The sequence below is a fragment of the Fusobacterium mortiferum ATCC 9817 genome, from assembly GCF_000158195.2.
Classification (GTDB): Bacteria; Fusobacteriota; Fusobacteriia; order Fusobacteriales; family Fusobacteriaceae; genus Fusobacterium_A; species Fusobacterium_A mortiferum.
Genome location: NZ_GL987993.1, coordinates 165,048 through 187,046, shown reverse-complemented (window position 1 = coordinate 187,046; position 21,999 = coordinate 165,048). Strand labels below are relative to the sequence as shown.

At 31.3% G+C, this 21,999-nt stretch carries 21 protein-coding genes and 6 tRNA genes; 3 read left to right on the top strand and 24 right to left on the bottom strand.

Annotation, left to right across the window (positions count from 1 at the left end; translation table 11 throughout):
- Positions 1–10 precede the first annotated feature (10 nt).
- The 6 genes from FMAG_RS09190 to FMAG_RS09165 all read right to left on the bottom strand — a co-directional run bounded on the left by FMAG_RS09190 (position 11) and on the right by FMAG_RS09165 (position 534).
- Positions 11–94 (bottom strand) — tRNA-Leu (locus FMAG_RS09190).
- Between the two features lie 5 nt (positions 95–99).
- Positions 100–175: transfer RNA gene (locus FMAG_RS09185), tRNA-Lys, on the bottom strand.
- A 17-nt stretch (positions 176–192) separates the two neighbouring features.
- Positions 193–268 (bottom strand) — tRNA-His (locus FMAG_RS09180).
- A 22-nt stretch (positions 269–290) separates the two neighbouring features.
- Positions 291–367 (bottom strand) — tRNA-Arg (locus tag FMAG_RS09175).
- A 6-nt stretch (positions 368–373) separates the two neighbouring features.
- Positions 374–449, bottom strand: a tRNA-Gly gene (locus FMAG_RS09170).
- 8 nt (positions 450–457) lie between these two features.
- A tRNA-Pro gene (locus FMAG_RS09165) sits at positions 458–534 on the bottom strand.
- A gap of 270 nt (positions 535–804) precedes the next feature.
- Between FMAG_RS09165 and FMAG_RS09160 the strand changes: the two genes are divergently transcribed.
- The 3 genes from FMAG_RS09160 to argH all read left to right on the top strand — a co-directional run bounded on the left by FMAG_RS09160 (position 805) and on the right by argH (position 4,649).
- Positions 805–1,458, top strand: a complete 654-nt coding sequence (locus FMAG_RS09160; protein ID WP_005886134.1) for an OmpA family protein — start codon at positions 805–807, stop codon at positions 1,456–1,458.
- 287 nt (positions 1,459–1,745) lie between these two features.
- Positions 1,746–3,221, top strand: a complete 1,476-nt coding sequence (locus tag FMAG_RS09155; protein WP_005886132.1) for a Na+/H+ antiporter NhaC family protein — start codon at positions 1,746–1,748, stop codon at positions 3,219–3,221.
- 9 nt (positions 3,222–3,230) lie between these two features.
- Positions 3,231–4,649: an argininosuccinate lyase gene (argH, locus tag FMAG_RS09150; RefSeq protein ID WP_005886130.1), complete on the top strand. Its 1,419-nt coding sequence runs from the start codon at positions 3,231–3,233 to the stop codon at positions 4,647–4,649.
- On the opposite strand, the gene FMAG_RS09145 is transcribed toward argH, so the two are convergent.
- From FMAG_RS09145 to FMAG_RS09060, 18 genes are all read right to left on the bottom strand, one after another.
- On the bottom strand, positions 4,646–5,479 hold the full coding sequence (locus tag FMAG_RS09145; RefSeq protein WP_005886128.1) for a patatin-like phospholipase family protein: 834 nt from the start codon (positions 5,477–5,479) through the stop codon (positions 4,646–4,648). The two genes, argH and FMAG_RS09145, sit on opposite strands and share 4 nt — an antisense overlap.
- Positions 5,480–5,683: 204 nt before the next feature.
- Positions 5,684–6,016, bottom strand: a complete 333-nt coding sequence (locus FMAG_RS09140) for a transposase (protein WP_005886126.1) — start codon at positions 6,014–6,016, stop codon at positions 5,684–5,686.
- 129 nt (positions 6,017–6,145) lie between these two features.
- The gene (locus tag FMAG_RS09135; protein ID WP_005886124.1) at positions 6,146–6,508 is read right to left on the bottom strand and encodes an FMN-binding protein; all 363 of its coding nucleotides are present in this window, start codon (positions 6,506–6,508) and stop codon (positions 6,146–6,148) included.
- An 84-nt stretch (positions 6,509–6,592) separates the two neighbouring features.
- The gene (locus FMAG_RS09130) at positions 6,593–7,300 is read right to left on the bottom strand and encodes an acylneuraminate cytidylyltransferase family protein (RefSeq protein WP_005886123.1); all 708 of its coding nucleotides are present in this window, start codon (positions 7,298–7,300) and stop codon (positions 6,593–6,595) included.
- Positions 7,293–8,621, bottom strand: a complete 1,329-nt coding sequence (locus tag FMAG_RS09125) for an oligosaccharide flippase family protein (protein WP_005886121.1) — start codon at positions 8,619–8,621, stop codon at positions 7,293–7,295. Before FMAG_RS09125 ends, FMAG_RS09130 begins: the two co-directional genes overlap by 8 nt.
- Positions 8,622–8,636: 15 nt before the next feature.
- The gene (locus tag FMAG_RS13390) at positions 8,637–9,647 is read right to left on the bottom strand and encodes a glycosyltransferase family 52 (protein ID WP_005886119.1); all 1,011 of its coding nucleotides are present in this window, start codon (positions 9,645–9,647) and stop codon (positions 8,637–8,639) included.
- A gap of 54 nt (positions 9,648–9,701) precedes the next feature.
- The gene (locus FMAG_RS09115) at positions 9,702–11,012 is read right to left on the bottom strand and encodes a GumC domain-containing protein (protein WP_005886117.1); all 1,311 of its coding nucleotides are present in this window, start codon (positions 11,010–11,012) and stop codon (positions 9,702–9,704) included.
- 69 nt (positions 11,013–11,081) lie between these two features.
- The gene (locus FMAG_RS09110; RefSeq protein ID WP_005886115.1) at positions 11,082–12,413 is read right to left on the bottom strand and encodes an APC family permease; all 1,332 of its coding nucleotides are present in this window, start codon (positions 12,411–12,413) and stop codon (positions 11,082–11,084) included.
- A gap of 156 nt (positions 12,414–12,569) precedes the next feature.
- Positions 12,570–12,878, bottom strand: coding sequence for a hypothetical protein (locus FMAG_RS09105; RefSeq protein WP_005886113.1), 309 nt, complete (start codon positions 12,876–12,878; stop codon positions 12,570–12,572).
- A 30-nt stretch (positions 12,879–12,908) separates the two neighbouring features.
- On the bottom strand, positions 12,909–13,745 hold the full coding sequence (locus FMAG_RS09100; RefSeq protein WP_106991798.1) for a hypothetical protein: 837 nt from the start codon (positions 13,743–13,745) through the stop codon (positions 12,909–12,911).
- A 30-nt stretch (positions 13,746–13,775) separates the two neighbouring features.
- Positions 13,776–14,861, bottom strand: coding sequence for an ABC transporter permease (locus FMAG_RS09095; RefSeq protein WP_040494018.1), 1,086 nt, complete (start codon positions 14,859–14,861; stop codon positions 13,776–13,778).
- Between the two features lies 1 nt (position 14,862).
- Positions 14,863–16,182: an HlyD family secretion protein gene (locus FMAG_RS09090; RefSeq protein WP_187073671.1), complete on the bottom strand. Its 1,320-nt coding sequence runs from the start codon at positions 16,180–16,182 to the stop codon at positions 14,863–14,865.
- Positions 16,183–16,206: 24 nt separating this feature from the next.
- Positions 16,207–17,463 (bottom strand): TolC family protein, encoded by a 1,257-nt coding sequence (locus FMAG_RS09085; protein WP_040494016.1) that lies wholly within the window; start codon positions 17,461–17,463, stop codon positions 16,207–16,209.
- Positions 17,396–18,175: a tyrosine-protein phosphatase gene (locus FMAG_RS09080; protein WP_005886104.1), complete on the bottom strand. Its 780-nt coding sequence runs from the start codon at positions 18,173–18,175 to the stop codon at positions 17,396–17,398. Before FMAG_RS09080 ends, FMAG_RS09085 begins: the two co-directional genes overlap by 68 nt.
- Positions 18,175–18,960: a CpsD/CapB family tyrosine-protein kinase gene (locus FMAG_RS09075; protein ID WP_235242667.1), complete on the bottom strand. Its 786-nt coding sequence runs from the start codon at positions 18,958–18,960 to the stop codon at positions 18,175–18,177. Before FMAG_RS09075 ends, FMAG_RS09080 begins: the two co-directional genes overlap by 1 nt.
- 31 nt (positions 18,961–18,991) lie before the next feature.
- On the bottom strand, positions 18,992–19,738 hold the full coding sequence (locus FMAG_RS09070; protein ID WP_005886102.1) for a YveK family protein: 747 nt from the start codon (positions 19,736–19,738) through the stop codon (positions 18,992–18,994).
- A 292-nt stretch (positions 19,739–20,030) separates the two neighbouring features.
- A complete protein-coding gene (locus FMAG_RS13385) occupies positions 20,031–20,483 on the bottom strand; it encodes a helix-turn-helix domain-containing protein (RefSeq protein WP_005886100.1) in 453 nt (150 codons plus the stop codon).
- Positions 20,484–20,772: 289 nt separating this feature from the next.
- The gene (locus tag FMAG_RS09060; RefSeq protein WP_005886098.1) at positions 20,773–21,993 is read right to left on the bottom strand and encodes an O-antigen ligase family protein; all 1,221 of its coding nucleotides are present in this window, start codon (positions 21,991–21,993) and stop codon (positions 20,773–20,775) included.
- Positions 21,994–21,999: the final 6 nt, after the last annotated feature.

Genomic DNA, 21,999 nt, shown 5'->3' with positions numbered 1-21,999 from the left:
ACTAACTACATGGTGCGAAGAGAGAGACTTGAACTCTCACGTCTGGGACACTAGATCCTAAGTCTAGCGCGTCTGCCAATTCCGCCATCCTCGCACGAATGGTGCGTCATACAGGATTTGAACCTGTGGCAACACGATTAAAAGTCGTGTGCTCTACCAACTGAGCTAATGACGCATATTATTAAGTTTTTATGGGGTGATCGACGAGGCTCGAACTCGCGACAACCAGTGCCACAAACTGGCGCTCTACCAACTGAACTACGATCACCATATTTTGTCTTTTTTATAAGTGGCGTGTCTGAAGAGATTCGAACTCCTGACCCACGCCTTAGAAGGGCGTTGCTCTATCCAGCTGAGCTACAGACACATTAATTGGAGCGGGAAACGAGGGTCGAACTCGCGACATTCAGCTTGGAAGGCTGACGCTCTACCAACTGAGCTATTCCCGCAGATTTAATGGTCGGAATAGCAAGATTCGAACTTGCGGCCCCCTGCTCCCAAGGCAGATGCGCTACCGGACTGCGCTATATTCCGACGCCTTTCTCTCAAGACAAGAATAATTATAGCATCTATATCAAAAACTGTCAACACTTTTTTTAAAAAAATTATTTATTTTTTAATTTTCATATTTCCCCCTTGATTTTATTAAGTTTATAGGTATTATTTTTTTCTTTCTATGTTATATTTTTTTCTTTTTTATTTACACTTTTTTAAAAATTTCTAAAAATTTTTTTATATTTTTTATTTTTTGTTATATAATATATTAAGAGTAGTCTCGTATATTTTTAATAGGGAGGTAATTTCATGAAAAATACAAAAAAAATAATAGCTAGTTTGTTATTAGGAATGACAGTAGTAGGGTGTACTTCATCTCCTTTTTTAGATGAAACTGGTTCTGTTAATAAAAAAACTTCTGGAACAGCTGGAGGAGCTGCTGCTGGAGCTCTAATAGGACAACTTATAGGTAAAGATACTAAAGGAACTCTTATTGGAGCTGGTATAGGTGCACTTGCTGGACTTGGTTGGGGAGCATATAGAGATAACCAAGAAAAAGAGTTGAGAGAAAGATTAAAAAATACTGAAGTTGAAGTAAGTAGAGAGGGAGATAACTTAAATCTTTATCTACCTGGAGGAGTAACTTTTGCTACTAATAGTGCTAATATAGCTTCTAACTTCTATGGTCCACTAAATTCCATTGCTTCTGTATTAGTACAATACCCTGAAACTAGAATAGTAGTTAATGGTTATACTGATAATACTGGAGCTGCTAGCTATAACTTAGATCTATCACAAAGAAGGGCTAATAGCGTTAGAGATTATTTTATCTCTCAAGGTGTAGAATCATACAGAGTAACTTCTGTTGGACATGGAATAAACAATCCAAGAGCAACTAATAGTACTGCTGCTGGAAGAGCAGAAAATAGAAGAGTAGAGATTCAAATCCTACCATTAAATTAATACAAGTGTAATTTTTTATTGACATTTTAATCTTTTTCCTTTATACTTAAACATATTATTTTTAGAGAGGGAGAAAGATGAAATTAAGGCAAAGACATATTATAATTATAATTTAATATATTTTTAATTATGGCTAGGTCTTATTTTGTAAAGATTAGAGTACCACTCTATGAGCATATTTTGTTTATTTAGCCAATAGTTTATCTATTGGCTTTTCTTTTGTAAAATTTACCAGCTATTATAGCTGGTTTTTTTATTTATAATTTTATACTAAGGGGAGGTTTTATATGGAAAATTTTGGTTTTTTATCTATATTGCCTATAATTATAGCTGTAGCTATGGCAATTAAGACTAAAAATGTTATTTTATCACTATTTACAAGTGTATTTGCTGGAGTTATGATTTTACTCAACTACAATCCTCTAGCAACTACAAAAGCACTGATGACTGATTATTTTTTGAAGCAATTAACTGATAGTTACAATGCTGGAGTTATTGTCCTTATGCTATTTATTGGTGGATTTATAGAACTTATGATGCGTTCTGGTGGAGCTTATGCTTTTGCTCAAAGTGTTGGAAAACTTATAAATTCTAAAACTAAAGCACAACTAGCTGCTTATTTAGCTGGAATTATAATATTTTTCTCTGACCTTGGAACACCATTAATTGTAGGACCTATATTTGCTCCATTTTTTAAAAAATTAAAAGTATCAAAAGAAAAATTAGCTTTTATTTTAGATTCTACATCTTCACCAATAGCAGTTCTTGTACCTTTTATTGGTTGGGGGGTATTCATAATTGGACTTTTACAAAAAGAATTTGAAACTCTTGGTTTAACCATATCTGATTATGGAGCTTTTGTAAAAGCAATCCCATTTAATATATATCCAATTCTTGCTCTAGTGATTATTCCAGCATTAGCTCTTATGAAATTAGATTTTGGTCCTATGAAAGTAGCAGAGGAAAATATAGCTAATGATATTGAGCTTGAAATTAAAGAGAAAAAAGAGTATATTGTAGAAAATGCTAAGCCTATATATGTTTGGCTACCTATACTTATTCTAATTACTACTTTATTTGTTATGCTTGGATATGATTTTATGTTCAGAAGATTTTCTGGAAGTGAATTTAGAGCAGCTTTAAGTAGTGGTTATCTATATGCAGCTGTAGTTTTAGCTATAATGATGTTAATAAACAAAAGTAAATCCTTTGAAGAAATTTTTTCTATCTATTTAAATGGAGTTACTAAAATGACTCAAATAGCAATAATACTTATTCTAGCTTGGTCTTTAGGAACAGTTAATAAGCATCTTGGTTCTGCTGATTATATAGTTCATTTTATGAAAAGTATAAATCTATCTGGTGGACTTATTCCTGCAATAGCCTTTATATTAGGATGTATAATCTCATTTGCTACTGGTAGCTCTTGGGGAACATACAGCATAATGATACCTATTGTAATCCCTATGGCTATGACACTTAATGCCCCTCTATATGTTACTATTGGAGCTATATTATCAGGTGGATTATTTGGAGACCACTGCTCTCCTATATCTGATACAACTATCCTTGCTTCTGCTGGTTCTGGTTGTAGTCATATAGAGCATGTTAGAACTCAGATTTTCTATGCCATTTTAAATGGTATATTAGCATTTATTGGATTTTTAGTCGGTGGTTTTTTCCAAAGTTATATTATTTTAATAGTATGTATAATAATTCAAATATCTATTTTAGTTTCTATAAAAATTAAACAAAAAATTTAGGAGGCAATTATGCAATTTTTTTCTGGAAGATTTAAAGAGAAAGCAAGTCATTTAATTTTAGATTTTCATTCATCTATCAATTTTGATAAAAGATTATATAAGTATGATATTATGGGAAGTATTGCCCATGTAAGAGGATTAGGAAAACAAGGAATAATACCTCTAGAAGATTCAAAACTTATTGAAAAAACTTTAAAAGAGATATTAAAAGATATAGAAGATGGAAAAATAGTATTTTCTATTGAGTATGAAGATATTCATATGAACATTGAAAAAATACTTATTGATAGAATTGGAGATATAGGAAAAAAACTACACACTGGAAGAAGTAGAAACGACCAAGTTGCTGTAGATATGAAATTATTTACTAAAGATGAAGTTGTAAAAGTACAGGCTCTACTTTTAGATTTATTAGAAGTTATAAACTCTATGGCTAAGGAAAATTTATCTACATATATGCCAGGATTTACTCATTTACAAAAAGCTCAACCTGTATCTTTTGCTCACTATATCCTAGCTTATGCTGAGATGTTTAGAAGAGATTATATAAGACTTTCTAATGCTATAAGTTTAGCTGATACATCTCCACTTGGATCTGCCGCCCTAGCTGGTACTACTTATCCTCTAGATAGAGAGTTTACAGCTTCAGAACTAGGATTTACAGCTCCTACTTGGAATAGTATGGACAGTGTAAGTGATAGAGATTATCTAATAGAAATTATGAATGCTTTTTCACTTATTATGGTTCATCTTTCACGTTTTTGTGAAGAGATAATTATCTTTAGTTCCAATGATTATGGATATATTGAACTAAGTGATTCCTTCTCTACAGGAAGTAGTATTATGCCTCAGAAAAAAAATCCAGATGCTGCTGAATTAATTAGAGGAAAAAGTGGAAGAGTATTTGGAGACTTAATGGCTCTACTTACAACAATGAAAGGAATACCTCTAGCTTATAACAAGGATATGCAAGAGGATAAAGAAAATTTCTTTGATGCCCTAGATACTGTAAAAGCTTGTTTAAATGTATTTATAGGAATGTTCCATACTCTCACAGTTAAAAAAGAAAATATACTTTTAGCTGCCTCTCAAGGATTTATAAATGCCACTGATGTAGCTGATTTCTTGACAGAAAAGGGAATGAGCTTTAGAGATGCCTATAAAATAGTAGGAAGTATGGTAGCTTACTGTATTGATAATAATACTACATTTGAAAATTTAACTCTTGAAAATTATAAAAATTTCTCTGAACTTTTTGACAATGATATCTATGAAGCTATCTCTATTAAAAACTGTGTAGAAAAAAGAACCACACTAGGTGGTCCTGGTAAAGAAAGCGTTTTAGCTCATATTGAATTTTTAGATAAATTTATTCTTGACTCTGAAAAACATGTAAATGAGTTTAAATTAAATAATATTTTAGATTAATACTTAAAATTCTTTATAAATTTTTCTCCATCAGCAAATCCTTGATGATAGACAGCCAATAATCTCTCTCTGCTCTTCTCAAATCTATCTATTTTTAGAGGAGCAGAGGGAGCTATAACCATAGCTTTTCCCTCTTTTTCTAATCTTCTTATCTCCTCTTGATTCTCTTTGTATACTTTATGATGTCTCTTTAATAGTTCCACCATTGCTGGATATTTTCTCATCTTCCAAGCTACTAAAGGAAAACATTTTAGTGGTGGCTTTATAAAATTTCTATCTCTAGTTAAAACTACTATAAGTGTATCACAACCATCTTTTAAGGCTTGTGATACAGGTATAGGAGCTGATGTTCCCCCATCGAAATATATTTTTCCTCTATAAGTTACAGGATTAGCTACTAAAGGAATAGAAGATGAAGCTCTCAATATGGTTGCTCCATCATGTATGGAGTCCTTCCCATAAAACTCTGCTTTTCCAGTTTCTGCATTGGTAACTCCCACTTTAAAATCACATGGATTAGCAAAGAAGCTATCATAATCAAAAGGATCTAGCCTTTCTGGAATCTCTTCATATAAAAAATCCATTCCAAAGAGGGAACCTGTTTTTAAGTAGTTACTCCAACTAAGATATCTCTTATCTCCTATATAATCTATATTAGTTCTAAGTGCTCTTCCGTCTTGCTTAGATATATATGAAGCTGCATTAGAAGCTCCAGCAGAAACTCCTATTACATAATCTGGCATAAAGTTATATTTTCTAAAAGCATCTAGTACTCCTACTGTATAGACACCTCTCATTCCTCCGCCTTCCAGAACTAATCCTATTTTCATACTCTACCCCCTAAATGATTTATTTTTATAATATTTTATACTATTTTTTATGAGAATTCTATGATTTTTTATATTGTGAACCTCTCCCACTTAAAATTACTTTGTAATTTTTGAAGTGGGAGCTTCTTCTTGGGAAGTAGTTGCTTTTGTTAGCCAACTATATTTACCAAGCTAACCCCGTAGTTCCTACGGTTCTTTTTATTTTTAGACTGCTTGTTTTATTCTTAGACCTTCAGTCAATATATTTTTAGCTTCGCTTAATTTTCTATTTTCTTTTTTAGCAATTAGAAGTCTTTTAGAAAGTTTTCTCTGTTCTCTTTTTAGTTTATCTTCTAATTGTTTTCTAAATTTAAGATTTTCAATTTTTTCTCCAGTAGATAAAATAGCCATATCTTTAATACCTAAGTCAATTCCTACTGATGAATTAGTTTTTGGTAATTCTTGAATATCAGTTTCACATAACAAAGAGATAAAATACTTACCACTTCCATTACGCGAGATAGTAGCAGATTTTGTTATACTGAATATTTGTGACAAAATTGTTACAAAAATAAAAAAAGAATGACATAGATTAAGAAGAATAAAAGTAAATTCTTACTCTTTATTCTTTAAACAAAAGTCATTCTTGATTTATTTTAATTTATTCCAATTTCTTAAATTCTAATTCTAGTCTTCTATCTTAGATACAGCATCCTCTACAGCCATTATAAATCCCTCTGAGCTATATGTTGCTCCTGCTACTGCATCTAGTTTTGATATATCTTGAGTAGATTTTATTTGAGTAATTAATTGTCCTATTGCTGGGTCAGCTATTGCTGCTGTATCATCATGTGTATATTTTATATCAGAGATTCTAACTTCACCTTTAGAATTTTTCTTAGCAAGTATTGTTACAGTAATCTCATCATTAAATCCATCTCCTACACCAGTATACTCTTTAGGTGCATTAGCTTTCTCTACAAATATACAAGCTAGTCCAACTACAATAAAAGCTATTACACAGATTTTTCTAATTTTCTCAACATTCATTTCTCTTTCCTCCTATACTATAATAAAGATTTATTCTTCATTATTATATCATAATATATAGAGAAAATAAATATTTTTGTACTCTTATTTATTATTAAGTTCTTGATCTAGATAGTACTCTATCTTTTTAATATCAAGATATGTATCTATGTCCACTGAGTATTTTTCATTCATCACATAGGCAAGTCTACCATCATTAAGACTTGTATCTAAACCAAAATCCTCATTTAACTCTTGAATATATATAGCTCCATTTACTCTATAGAACTTTGGAAAATCCTGTCTTCTCATTGTACTATTTAATGAAAGAAGATTTTTTACAGTTCCATCTTCATTAATAGTTCTCATAAGTACTGGGTTCTCATCAACTTCTGTAACACTTACAAGGCTTTTCTCATCACTTTCAAAAAGCTTTTCTATTGCCTCATCTATATGCCAACCTTTTCTAAGAGGTACAGTATTTTGAAGTAATACTAGATAATCATACTCCTCTCCATGCTCCTTTAGCCAATTTATAGCGTGCACCACTGCATCTATTGTCTTAGATGTGTCTTGAGCTAACTCTGCAGGCCTCATAAAAGGAACATCTCCACCAAATTTTTCTGCCACAGCTTTTATTTCCAAATCATCAGTAGAAATAACTGTCCTATCTAAATATTTTGATGAGTTAGCACACTCTATTGAATATTGTATAAGTGGTTTCCCATATATCTCTATTATATTTTTTGAAGGTATCCCCTTGCTTCCACCTCTAGCTGGTATTATTCCCAATATTTTTTTCCCTTTATACATTTTGCTTCTCCTTTCTACTTCTATATTTTTTAATAATCTCCTTCAAAAGATAAAAAGTATTAAATGATTTTAATTGAATCCAAGCTTGCTCCCTGTACTCTGCTATAAAGAAATCTATTAAAAATAGAGCTGTAAACTGAGTAATAAGTGTGGCAATAGCAGCTCCATCTATTCCATATCTAGGTATAAGGAGAGCATTTAAAATTATATTTAGTATAAGACTTATAAGTGTCTTATAAAAACTTTTCTTAGTTATATTTTTAAGTGTCATATGTCCAGTCTGCAATGAACCATTAGCCTTTATAAATATTGATACTGCTAAAATAGTATAAACTCCTATTGCTGGACTATATTCCTGTGCATATACATATCCAAAGGTATATTTTACTACAACTATTGATACTAAGGTTATTATAAAATAAAATTGTGTCACTAGAGTATTAGAAAAAAGATAAAATTGGTAATACTCCTTATAATCCTTTCTATACAGCTCCATCATCTTAGGAAAAAGTGAATTTTGTACAGGACCTAAAAGTATAGCTAAGATAGTAGATAGCTGCACTCCTATTGTATATATCCCTACATCTGCTACTCCCATATAGTATTTTATCATAAGTCTATCCACTTGAGTATAGACTAAAAATGATATATAGGTTACCCACAAAAATTTCCCTTCATCTATTATCTGATAGAGTAGATTTTTATCTATCCTTCTCTCTATATTTGAAAGTTTTGATAAGTAGGTTCTTCTATATTGAAATTTCAATATTCCCATTCTTATAAGGCTACCTATGCACCTTATGGCAGGAACAGCTATTATCCCCACTCCAAATAGCATTCCAATATATTGAAGTGTATAGGATATTATCTTTACTATATTATTGGAGATAACTATTCTTCTAGATTCTAGTTTAAACTCAAAAAAGTTTTCTATCCCATAGGTTGCTGTAGTAAGTATATTATCTAAACAGATAAGCAGTAGCATATAGAAAAGAAGATTATCCATACCAACTGTAAATTTTAAAATTACAGGTATAAATATTATTATCCCTGCCATACTGTTACGAAAAAAATTCACATTGAAGATAACATTATTGAAGTTATCCTCTGTATAGTGCTTTTTTATTACCCTACTATTGAGCAACTCAAATAGTATTGCTGAAAATACTACTAGAGATACAGCATAATTATATTTTCCATAGAGTTCTGCCCCATAGTAGTTGGCAATTTTTATTCCTACTAAAAATTGTAACAACAGTATAAATACTTGGTCAAACATAAGCCAAGCTATATTTTTAGTTATTTTTCCTCCACTACTCATTATTTTCTCCTATTTTTAAAGCTCTACATTTCTTATCATTATACTATCACAACTTCCAAATCTTTCAAAGAGTTTATCATCTACCTCTGTTCCATAAAAATCTATTGCTACATCTTTTCCAAAACCAAATACAGCTGTGGAGAAAAGAGTAACCACTCTTTCTAGTTTTATTCCCATAACACTTAAAAGTTCCACTGGATACTTCTCTTTCATCACATAATACTCTTTAAAATATTTAGAATAATCTGTTTTTTCTCTTGGATGAGGTTTTATTATAATAGACTTATTTGAATAGTTAGCTAATACTTTACTATATAGTTCTATCTTTCTCTCCTCTGAAATTATTCCATCCTCTGACATAGGTTGGGTAAAGAGCATAACTGTTTCTCCATCTACCTTTTGAAATATCTCCTCATTAAAACTAAAAACATCTTTTATCAATCTCTTTTCATTTTCACTTTTTTTATTCCATAGCTCTTGAAGATCTATTACCTCAGCTTTATTTTCAAGCCCTTGAGGTATTTTTTCACAAAGTGAAGATGTGAGATAGATTTTTTTACATCTATCTCCATAGCCCATCAAAACTTTTCTCTCTCCTATTCCATAGAGTTTGGCTATAATATCCTGTATCTTCTCTTTCATACCACTAGGAGCTGCCTTATATGGCATATAGTTTAAAGTCCCTTCCTCTATAACATTTATTTTCTCTTTATAGAATACTCTTCTTCCAAGCTCAAGATTATCCATACCATATAGCTCACTCTCTCCCTTCTCTATCCTATTAAGAAGTGGAGCTAATTCATGCCTTATATCTCCTATATAGCTAGCCATTTTAAATCTATTAAATTTGGGATTTTTAGCATACATTCTAGATTTTTCTAAAACTATCTTTTGTCCTACAAGTTTTTCTAAGATTTTCTCTTTTCCTTCATAAGTTATATAGGTAATATTATCTTTTTCTAAATCTGCTAAAAGTAAAAATATAAGCAAAACTCTGTCCATATCATAAAGAAATACTCTTTCCATAGCTACCTCCTAGTTATCAAAAAAAGGAATAGTTTTTAACTATTCCCCATATTATTATTTTGAATACTTATTTTTATAGTTTCTTATAAACTCCGCCATAAATGCTAAAAATACTCCTAACATTATTCCTAACACAGCTCCCACACCTACAAATAATATTAATGGCTTTCCTTCTGTGTCTGTAGTAACTGGAGATACTATTTTTATCATATCTGAATAAGTAGAGTCAATATACTCTCTACTTAAAATATTCATATCCTCTATTATTTTATTTGCTTTTTCTACAACAACTCTTAATTTATCATCTAAATTTTTAATCTCTTCAGCACTAGGTGCCTTAATATCTACTTTACTATTTTCTAATAGTTGTATTTTTACTTTATTGTCTTCTATATTATTATTTAATGCTACATAATCTTCTACCAACTTTGAATAGTAATCATTTTTATCCTCAATATCTACTCCTTCATTTGCTATATTAGGTATTACTATTTGTTTCTGAGTAGGTTTAAAATTGTGTAACATTTCATTTAAAACCTCTACTTTACCATTTAAAGCTTGATTTTCAAGTATTAGATCTTGAATTTCAGAATCTACTCTAAGTAATTTATTACTGCTATCTTTTGAAAGTCCATTTATTGAATAATACGAATAGTAATCTTTTAATTCTACATTTTTTAAATTTCTTGTTCTTTCACTTATCATTCCAAAAGAGTATCCCAATTTAGTAGAGATATAATTTTTATTTTCATAAGAAGCTATAGCCATTTCCATCATTTTTAATCTTTCATCCAATAAGATATAGCTGTCACTATAGTCATAATTATATATTTCATCTCCTATTGTTTGAATTATATAATTGGGTTTATGCTTAGTAATATAACTACTTATTGAATCATTTATTAACTTATTTAATATCTCTTTATCTTTTTCTTTAATCTTAATTCTGTAGTTACTAGCAGTAAAAGATAGAGTTTCTCCTCTTTTTAATGCATTATCTATAAGGGTTTGTGTAGAATCTGGTATTATTCCTTCTACCTCTATAGAGTTTCTAAAATCATCTAATTTTTTTCCGCCTAATTTCTCTTGGTACATATTATAAGTATCATTAATTACATCTAGAGGTATAATATCAGTTCTTAAAAATATTGAGCCATCTGGATTTTTTCCTTTTTGTAACTCTGGATAATTAAAACCTATAATAGCTGTATTAAAACTATTTAATCTATTATAGATATATCCACCTAAAGTAGATAATAACATAACTACTATAGTTACTATAACTATCTTTACCTTATGCTTTAATATTGTATGAAAAAGCTCCATTAAATCTATCTCATCCTCTTCTTCATAAATTTCTTTCATCTAACTCTCTCACTTTTCTTTTCCTCCATAATTTTTTACACATGAGATATTATACAGTATTTATTTAATTTAGGCAATTTTTTTATTACTCAAATATTTTAAAGCTATCAATATAACAACAGCACAAATTCCCAAATAAATAAATGTCATTGGATTTTGTAATCCCCCTACTATTATTATCAAAGACCCTAAAATAGCTATTATAGGGATTATTAATCCTTTCATAGCTCCATCTACTTCTCCTTTTCTATATAGCTTAATTACACAGAAATAAAGAATAATATATAGAATATAACTAGCTACTATAGGAATCTCTGAAATATCAGAGTTTGGTATTAGATTATACTTTTGAGCTATGTAGTTAATAACTATAAATACTGCCGTAATTACAAAAGCTATCTTAGCTGAAAACTTAGGTACATGATGTCCTTCCTCTAAATAGCTAATCTTTTCTGCCATTGGAAACATTCCTCTAATAGCTAGTGAGTAAGGCATTCTTAAAAATCCTAATGTAAATCCATTAAGAGTTCCCAACACTGAAAATATTATGAAGATTAAAAATATCTTTGCTCCTGCTGTTCCAAATAACATAGTTACAGCTTCATTTACATGGGCATCCCCTAGTTCCATTATTCTTTCTGGACCAACTAAGATACTTATTCCCACAAAATATAGTACATATGCTACCAATACAAATATAGGTCCTATTATAAGAGCTATTGGTAGATTTTTTTTAGAGTTTTTTATCTCATGTGATATAGAGGTAGAAACTACCCAACCATCATATGAAAAAGCTATTGGAGCTAGAGCTCCCAACCAAGCTAGTGCCCCCCCAGCTGCTAGTATCTCTGCATTAGTTATAATCTTAGGATATCCATACTTAAATCCAGCTATAGCCAATACTCCTATTAAAATAACTTTAGATATAGTAGTAAAGTTTTGGAAAAATCCTCCTAGTAATGCTGAGAAATAGTTGATAGTATAGCATCCTAAAAATGCTATTGCTCCTATTATTGCCATTCTCTCTGGAGTAGCTTCCCACCCCATAAGCATACACATATATACCCCAACTATCCAAGATACCACAGCTAATAGTGATGGATAGTAGATAAATACCTGAAACCATCCAAAAGCTCCAGCTATTTTTCTTCCTACATACTCATCTGCATAGGTAATAACTCCACCAGGCTTGGTAGTTTTTGTTGCTAAAACAGCTATAGCAAGACTTCCGAATATTATTCCAATAGCGGCTATTACAAATACTGCCACTCCCTTTATTATACTTCCATTGGTATATACTAATATGTTATCACTTTTAAAAAATATACCTGAACCTATTACTATTCCCACTATCATAGCAATAGCAGTAAATAATCCATACTCTTCTTTCTCTTTTGCCATTCTCTTTTCTCCTAATTAAATTTATAATATTTTACTATTATACTATAATTTTTATAAGTTGAAAAGAAATTTTCTAAAAATTTATAAACTTAATATCAAAATTTTAATATAAAATAAAAAAGCCCTTAGCTAAAAGCTAAAGGCTCTTTATATTTCTTATTTATAAGAATATGGTGTAGTTGTAGTTACGTTATTTACTGTGTTTGATCCGATTGAAGACATTCCAGAAGATACTGAACCTACTGAGTTTGAAGATGAAGTTCCAGCTGGAGATGATGATCCCATTCCGAATGCTCCCATGAAAGATTCTCCAACGCTAACTGGTGCTGCTCCTCCTACTGAAGTAGTTGTAGTAGCTTCAGCTGAAGTTGTAGTTCCAGTAGCTGAATCAGAAGATGTATTCTCATCAGCTGCAAATACTGCTACTGATAATGCCATTAAAGCAAGTACTAATAATTTTTTCATTCTTATTCCTCCTTTTAATTTTCTCTAAAACTAGAATGCATATGATGCAGATAGAGAACCTACGAAAGATACTTTGTCATTTCCTGTATCAACAGTTTGTTTGTTTACGTTGTAAGCTCCCATTGTGATAGTTATTGGTAATTTTGGTGATGGAACAATTCCTACTCCTAAAGTAGTTACTCCACTTGTATAGTCAGCGATTAAGCTTAATTGTGGCATTACATATGCTGCAACTGACACGAATGGATATACGTGATCTTTCTTATCTCCATCTTCGTTTACTTTTGCAAAGTCATTATTTCCTAATCCTGCTGTTACAACAACTGGTGCTACATCATTTGGTAATAATTTAGTTACTGATGTATAGTAGCTTTCATCCATCTCATCTTTACCATTGTCATGCCATAAGTCTATAGTATTTACCCCAACTGCTACTCCTAATCCATATTGTGAGAAGTTGTGTCCTAAAGATAGATTAAGAGATCCTCTGTTGAATGCTCCTCCATCATCAGGATTGATACTTCCTAGTGATAATGATACAGCTCCTCCTACTGTTTCATAAGGATTTCCGTATCCAAATCCTACTGCCATTGATCCGTCAGTATCGTTTCCTTTCTTACCATTAGTATGAAGTCCTCCAATACCTGCAAATACTACTCCTTTACCTGGAACTAATCCTGCTGGAGCACTCATAGTAAATCCTGGAACAGCTGCTAGCTCTTGATAATTTTGAGCTATGTAGAAATATTTTCCTGTTCCTACTTCGTTAGATGATACTGCAGCTGATGAAGTAACAGCTGCTTCTGGTCCTACTGCTAAAGCGGCAGATGAAACTAGTAAACTTCCTAGTAATAATTTTTTCATCATTTTCTTCCCTCCTAATTGTAATAAATATATCTAAATATCTCTTAGTGCATCTGTAATAGCTATATTACCAGCTTTTCTTGCTGGATACACTCCCATTCCTATACCAAATGCCAAAGAGACTACTAGAGCAAATAAAATTTGTAACACATTAAATTGTGGTGGTATCATTATAAGTTTTCCACTTAAGATAGCACCTATTACACCTATTATAACACCTGAAAGTGATCCTATTATAGAGATAATAACTCCCTCTGCTAAAAATATCTTTACGATATTTTCTCTAGACATACCCATAGCTCTTAGTATACCTATATGTCCAGTTCTAGCTCTCACTCCCCCTGCTATTAGGTTCATTATACCAAATCCTCCAATACATAGAGATATAAAAGATAGAATACCCAATGTATTTTTTACCATTCTTTGAATTTTAACAATTCTTTTATATACTTCAGGTGTTTCAAGTAATCTCACCTGTCCATAACTTCTTCTATCCTCATTAAATCTCTTTAATAGTAAAGGGATTAGGTCCTCAGCATCTTCGTTTTTATCAAAAGATACAATGAGCTCATTATACCTATATTTTCCAAATAGCCTCTCAAAATATCCTTGAGAAACTATTATTCTATTTCCCTGTTTCATCAGTTCAAAAGGGTTTTTCTCTTCATAGATTCCTGCTACAGTAAAACTTCTTACTCCATTTTCTGTAACTAGGTCTACCCTATCTCCTGGCTGCTTATCTGGAAACTGATTCTTATCTAGTATGACTTCTCTATCTCCTAGATTTCTAAGTCCCAATGCCATAAGTGCCTTTTGAGAATACCCAATAAATATATTGTTTCCACTGTTTTCTCTAGCTCCAGGAAAGAGTGTGTACTCTACAAAGGGATAGTTCTCTATTATCTGCATATCCCTAGCACTCATCTCCTGCCCACCTATCATTATTCTATTGCTCCCTATAGCTGAAAGATTAGTAGATATTATCTCCTCTCCCCCTGCTCCTAGTGAGAATGACATAATAAGTGCAGTTATTCCTCCTACTACTCCTAAAAAAGGAAATATAGCTCTTTTACTATTCCCCAAAAGCATCTTACATGCAAACCAGAATATCATCTTCATCTTACTCAACAACCCTTATTTTTTCACCGTTTCTAACTTTAAATGGATTTACTATTACCTGTGTTCCAACTGGTAAATCTAGTATCTCATAGCTATTTACTGTTCTAGCTCCTACATTTACCTTTTGTTTTCTAGTTCTTCCACCATCATTGATATATACGAAGTACTCTCCATCTTCCTCTATTACTGAGAAACTATTTACAACTGGTACAGCTGTTTTAGCTTGTCCACTGATCTCTACATCAGCTATAAATCCAGGTCTTAAATCATTTTCCTCATCTATTGATACCTCTACCTGAATTACTTTTTCCTTAGTTTTAGAGTATTTACTATCTACAGCAGCAGTAGAAACTTTCTCTACCTTACCTTTATATTGCTTATCTCCATCACTATCTCTAGATACTATTATAGCTGGTTGACCCTTTGCTATAGCAGAAGATTGGTATAGAGGTACCTCTACATTTACTCTATTTCCACCAGTTGTAGATACAGCTAGTAATCTCTCTCCAGGTTGTGTTACACTTCCTTCCTGTACATCTATTCCTACTACTACTCCATCTACTCCAGCAGTAAGCGGCTCTTTTAATTGTTTCTCTCTAATCTTTAATGTCTCATTTTCCAATTCTAACTTTTCAAGACTAGATCTCAATTTTGCCTCTTCTATATTTAACTCTCTTTTTAAACTCTCATAACTTACTACCATAAGTTGATGTTTTTGTCTATTTAACTCTAAGTTAGTTTTTAAATCCTCTAACTCTACCTGTTTTCTTCCCGATTCAGTATTTATTCTACTTGCTTCAGTTGCTGATACTCCATCTTTAGATAGTAGTTGCATATATGCTTCTGCTCTTTTTTGAAGAGTTCTAGCTTCCTCTGTCACTACTGGTAATCTTCTCATATCAGCTTTTATCTTCTCTTCTAGATTTTTTATCTCCAACTCTCTGTTATCTAATTCCAATTTCATAGAACCAGAATCTAAGTCAGCTATCTGTAACTTCACATTTTGTATATCTAGTTCATTTACTCTAAGAGCCTTATCATTTTCCATTATACTTTTGTTACTAAATAGTATAAGCTCTGTATCTTTTGTAATCTCCTCTCCATCTTTTACTAAGATTCTCTCTATTACTGCTGGAGCTGAGATATATACAGGTTTTATCTCTCCAGGTACTACCATTCCTGTATATAGGTTCATATCTGAAAGATCTCCTACCTCTATTCTAGCTACCTTTACCTCAGTAGTTCCTAAAATATTCATCTTATAGGCTCCATAACCTACTAATGCAGTAACTATAGCTCCTATAGCTATTTTCTTCTTCATTCCACTCTCCATTATTTATTCTCCCTATCTATATAGATTTTCATACTCTATTACTGCTAATACAAGCTTTCTTTGTAACTCATAGTAATCCTCTTGAGCCTCTCTAAAACTATTTACAGAGTTCAAGTAGTCGAAAGTTGTAAGTAATTCATTCTCATATCTCATACTATCTATATCCATATTCTCTTGAAGTAAGTTAGCTCTTTTCTCCATAGCTAGAGATTTTCCATATAGAGCCTTTATCTCTCCTAACTTATTTTTCATATCAAGAGATATTCCCTTTAAGTTATCCTCATACTCTATCTTAGCTTTCTCATATAGATACTCTTGAGATCTTACATTGTCTAAGTCAGCTCCCCAAGAAAGTACCCATCTAAATCCTACTTCAAATATATCTCTTTTATCAGCATCATATTTTCTTAAAGTTCCATTATCATTATATCTATATCTATATGTATATTTTGTATAAATAGTGGGATATAGTGCTGATTTTGCTATCTTTACATCATAGTTAGCACTATCTAATTTTAGAGCTTCCTTAGAACCTAGTAGAGTATTCTCCACAGGTATCTTATTTTCCTCGGTAATATGAGCCTTTGCCTCTAAAAATTGTAATGGATTAAAATCCTTTAATTCCAATGGACTATTTACTGGATAGTTTAATAATCTTGCTAACTCTCCTAGGCTAGCTTCCTCTTTCTGCTTATTCTCTAAGTTAATACCTCTATTATTCTCTATATCAGCTTCTATCTTTAATAGCTCTGACTTTGGTACTAATTTACCATTATTATATAGATCAGATATTCTTTCTCTTTGTTTTTCTAAAACCTCTATTGCCTTATCAGTTATCTCTATCTGTTTTTTGTAGTTCAATGCTTCAAAGAATTTTGCCACTGCTGCCTCTTGAGCTGCTATCCCTACTAAGTCACTATCTTTTTGAGCTATCTCATATTGAGTTTTTGCTTTTTTATAGTTATTTAATGTTCTTCCACCTTCAAATATGGGTAAATACATTTCTAACTCTTTAAGTCCAACTCCATATTTTTCTACTACTTCCCATTCATCTTCATTTGATAGATTTACTGGTGGAGTAACTAAGTTTTTCCAAGCTTTTTCTTTTAGTTCTCTTTTGCTCTCCTCATTCATCTTTTGGGCTCTAATCTGTGGGTTTGTATCCTTTACTCTGTTTAGTACATCATCTAGAGTAAAGAAATCACTTGAAAAACTTGTTGAACAAATTGCTAAAAATGCGGCCAATCCCATTAACTTTCTTCTCTTCATCGCCATCTCCCTCATACTTTATCTCTGTAACTATCTCTTTATCCTCTATCACTTTTCTTGGATTCTCTTCCGTAAGCACTTGAAAAAGCTCCCTACCTAAAGAACTCTCCAACTTTTTCAAATACTCATCTATATTGTAGTCTCTTCTTCCCATACGGTGACTATCTGTAGCTATTATTGATATATACCCATTCTCCAATAGATATTTAGCCTTAGGTATAGGGTTAACTGCCATTCTAATATTCATCTGTAGGACCACTCCCATATCTACTAATTCTCTAAATTCCTGTACCTTGATATGAGGATATCTCTCTACATGGGCAAAAATTGGAATATATCCTTTAGCTATAACGTTTTTAAAAAAACTTTTACAGGCTCCATATATAAGTTCATCCTTTAATTCCACCAGTATATATCTACTTCCAGCCATCTTATTTATTCTATTTTCATGAGCTGAAAACTCTGGATCTAAGGCAAACTCATTACCTTTATGAATATTTAAAGGAATTTTTTCCTCTAGGATTCTATTTTTTAAAATCTCAAAGTTTTTATCATAGTTAAGATTTTCAAATCTACCTATCAGATAGTGTGAAGAACAGACAATATCTGTATATCCTACAGATACTGCCTGTCTTATCATATCTATGCTCTCTTCTATCTCTATTGGTCCATCATCTATTCCAAAAAGTATGTGTGAATGAATATCAACCATTATTTTTTCCCTTTCAAGTCTCCTGAAAATTGTCTTTTATACTGCTCTTTTATATCATGTATAAATTTACCAAACTTACTCTTAGGTTTCTTTACAGTGTGTTTTTTTCTATTTCCATTACTGTCACTGTAGTACTCTTGGTAGTATGAATAGTAGTTATTGTAATATCCATAGTTTCCATAAGATAATCCACCTTTATCTACCTTAGTTACAACAAATCCATAGATATTTGCCCCTGCATTAGATAGCATCTCTTTTGTAAACTCAAGCTCTCTTTTTGCTACTTGGTCATAAGCTACTACTACTACTACACCATCTACATATTTAGATAGGATAGCAGCATCTGAAGCTACTGCTAGAGGTGGCATATCTAGAATGATAGTATTATACTCATTTTCTAAGCTAGAGATTACCTCTTTCATCTTATCTCCAATAAATAACTCTGTTACATTGTATCTCATATGCTTAGTAGGTAATAAGTCAAAGTTAGGGATTAGGTCTTTTATAATTACATCTTTAGGATTTACATTTTCAGTAAGTACTGATTCTAATCCTCTCTCTACTTTTATTCCAAAGCTCTCATGTGCTCTAGGTCTTCTGATATCACAGTCTATTAGAAGTACTTTTTTCCCAGCTATAGCAAGACTGGCACCATAGTTTCCAGCTAGAGTAGATTTTCCCTCTCCTGGAATAGAGCTTGTTACCATTATCTTTCTACCTATCTCTTTATCATTTTGGAAAGCAAGGTTAGTTCTCACTGTTCTAAAGGCTTCTGTAGCCTCCATATTGTCCTCTTGTATAAAAAATATCTTTCTCTTACTCATTACTATCCTCATCCTTTTCAGCTATAACATTCTCTAAGTCTGGTATCATTCCTATCATAGAAACTCCTAAGATAGCTTGTATCTCAGATGGTTTTCTAAGTTTTTTATGTAGGAACTCCATTACGAAAGCCATTCCTGTTCCAGCTGCTAATCCTAAAACAACTGATGCAAGAAGTATAAGGGCTCTCTTTTTAGGAAGAGGTTGTACAGGTACTTGAGCTTTCTCTACTATATTTACGTTTCTTACTCTCATTACTTGTACTACTTTATCCATAAACTCATTAGCTATCTCATTTGTTACCATAGCTGCAAGTTGTGGATCACTATTTTTATATGTTAAAGATATTAACTCTGTACTATCTACTGGAGTTATAGTTACTAATTTAGCTAATTGCTCTGTTGTTTCTTTTAAGTCATATTTGTTTATTACTTTATTTAAGATAGATTTATTTTTAGCTATCTCTGAATAAGTTATTACTAGTCTTTGGCTAAGAGAGATATCACTACTATCTAATGATACACTACTCATATTGTTAGATACTATTAGTGTAGTCTCTGCTTGATATACAGTTGGTCTTGTAATTGCAAATATTACCCCTAATATTACCACTGGTATAGCTGTAAGAACTATCAGCTTCCATCTTCTTATTAATGTAAAGATAAGGTCAGCTAGATCTATCTCATCTTCATCGTTTTCAAATTCTTCATCATAATCTTCATACTTTTTCTTTCTAGACATTTGTAGATACAATCCTCCCAATTCTAATTTTTCATTCTACATTATACTATAAAATTATTAAAATGCAAAGAATTTATTTTGAATATGTTAAGTTTTTATTGTTTTTTTTAAAATAAATATTTACAATTATTTTTAAACTCTTTAAAACTTATATAATTATATATTATTCTTTTTATATTATTACTCTTGTATTATTCTTCTTGTACTATTATACTTCTACTTTTTACGAATAGGTTTGGGATTTTTTTATGTATACCCTCCCCACTCTTTTATAGATACCCTGGTAATTTTTTTATTCCCCTTCACATCCAAATAGATCCCTTAAAAGTTTTTTTCTTACATCTTCTAATTCCTCTGGAGTTTTTTCTCTTCTCTCTATTTTTTCTTTGAAGATTTCATCTAAAATTTTATCATCTACTATGTTACTCTTTTCCTTCTCCAACTTAGGAAAATAACTTATATCACTTTCTTCTGCTATATATATTCTTCTCTCTTCCACTCTCTTATCTTTCATTATACACTTTGTAGTTATATGTCCACACTTTGCCAAGTTACTTATCCATGCACTTACAGTACTTTTATGTACCCCATACAGAGTTGCAAAATACATATTACTAGCATAGCAATACCCCTTTTTACGTACCAGAGCTGTCAACTCTGAAAACATTATCTTCTCCATTGGTTTTAGCCTCTCATCATATCTCACCTTTGATGGTAAAATTCCATAGTATTCTGGTCTTTCCATTTTGCTACCTCCTCATTCTCTTTTTGTTATAATCTAACATATTTTTGTATGAGTTTCTACTGAGTAAAACTCACTTCTACTCACTACCACCCACATTAAAATTTTAGCATAAAACATTACCCTTTAGCTAGAGAACAGGTTCATATCTGTTCATAGCTGTTCAATCTTTTAATAAAATTTTAACAAAAAGAATTTTTTTATTCCAGTAGCATTGACATACGTTTGCTATAGTTTTACCAACTTTTTTGAAATATAATTAAAAAATAAGAATGACCTCTTTAAACAAAAGTCATTCTTGTTTTACTCTTGATAGATATAATCCAACTATAAAGACAAACATATTAGATTTCCATATCTCTCTCCATACATTTTCTGTAAGTCCACCTACTAAAAAGGCTACAAGCATACCCATTGTACCTACTACTAAATAGAAATTAAAATCTCTCTCCCTAGTTAAACAGTATCTTATCTGCTTGTATAAGATAAATAGGAACATTCCTATAAAAGGGATAGACAGTATTCCTTCCTCAGCTAAAGATGTGATATATAGGCTATGTATATTCCCAGCACCAGCTAACTCCATCATTTTTTTAGAAAAATAGTTAGGTTTCTGCTCTTTAAAATGATTTTTCATATACTCTAAAGAGTAATCTCCAGCATTGTCTCTTCCCACTCCAAATATTGGATTAGCTTTGTACATCTCTATTCCACTTTCCCATAGAAGTATTCTAGAGTTATCTTTATTTTTTATACTTTCAAATCTCTTAATATATTTATTATTCTCTAAAGCTTTACTATTGATACCCCCATAACCTAAAAGCAGAGTAAGAATAGTTATAGCTATAAAGATTTTTTTACTTTTAAAGAGAAAGAAAGAAATTACAAATAATCCAGCTCCAAAACCTAGCCATGCTCCTCTTCCCTGTGTCATCACCAAGGCTGCTACTGCTAAGATAAGGGTAAATGTAAATAATGAGGTAAATATATATTTTCTCTCTTTGATATAGTAGACAATAGCTACTAAAATTAACATACTCCCCATAGCTAATATATGTGCTTCATCTAATGTATTACTTGAAAAACTAAGAAACCTTACATTAAAATTCCATTTAAGTTTTTTGTAGTATAGAATACCATTGATAAAAGATATTATTATACTAAGGGAAAAAAGTGATAATACTATTTTTACAACTCTATCCTTATAAAGAAAATAAGGTATAAAAAAAAGTCCAATATATCTATATGATTTTTCTAAGGCTCTTTGAAAAGAGTGATATCCACCTACTGAGAAAAGGCTAAATATTGGTAGTAGAATAAGGATAACCAATATATATTTTTCCTCTGTTGTTAAATTTATTTTTCTCTTATCATAAAGATAGAGTAAAAAGGCTAGTACTAAAAATCCTAGCCCTATATTTACACCTGACTTGGATATAAAAAGAGAGAGGGTGTAGATATATACACCTAACTCTCCTATTTTGTTGTATATATTTTGGTTAATTTTAAACATAAGTTG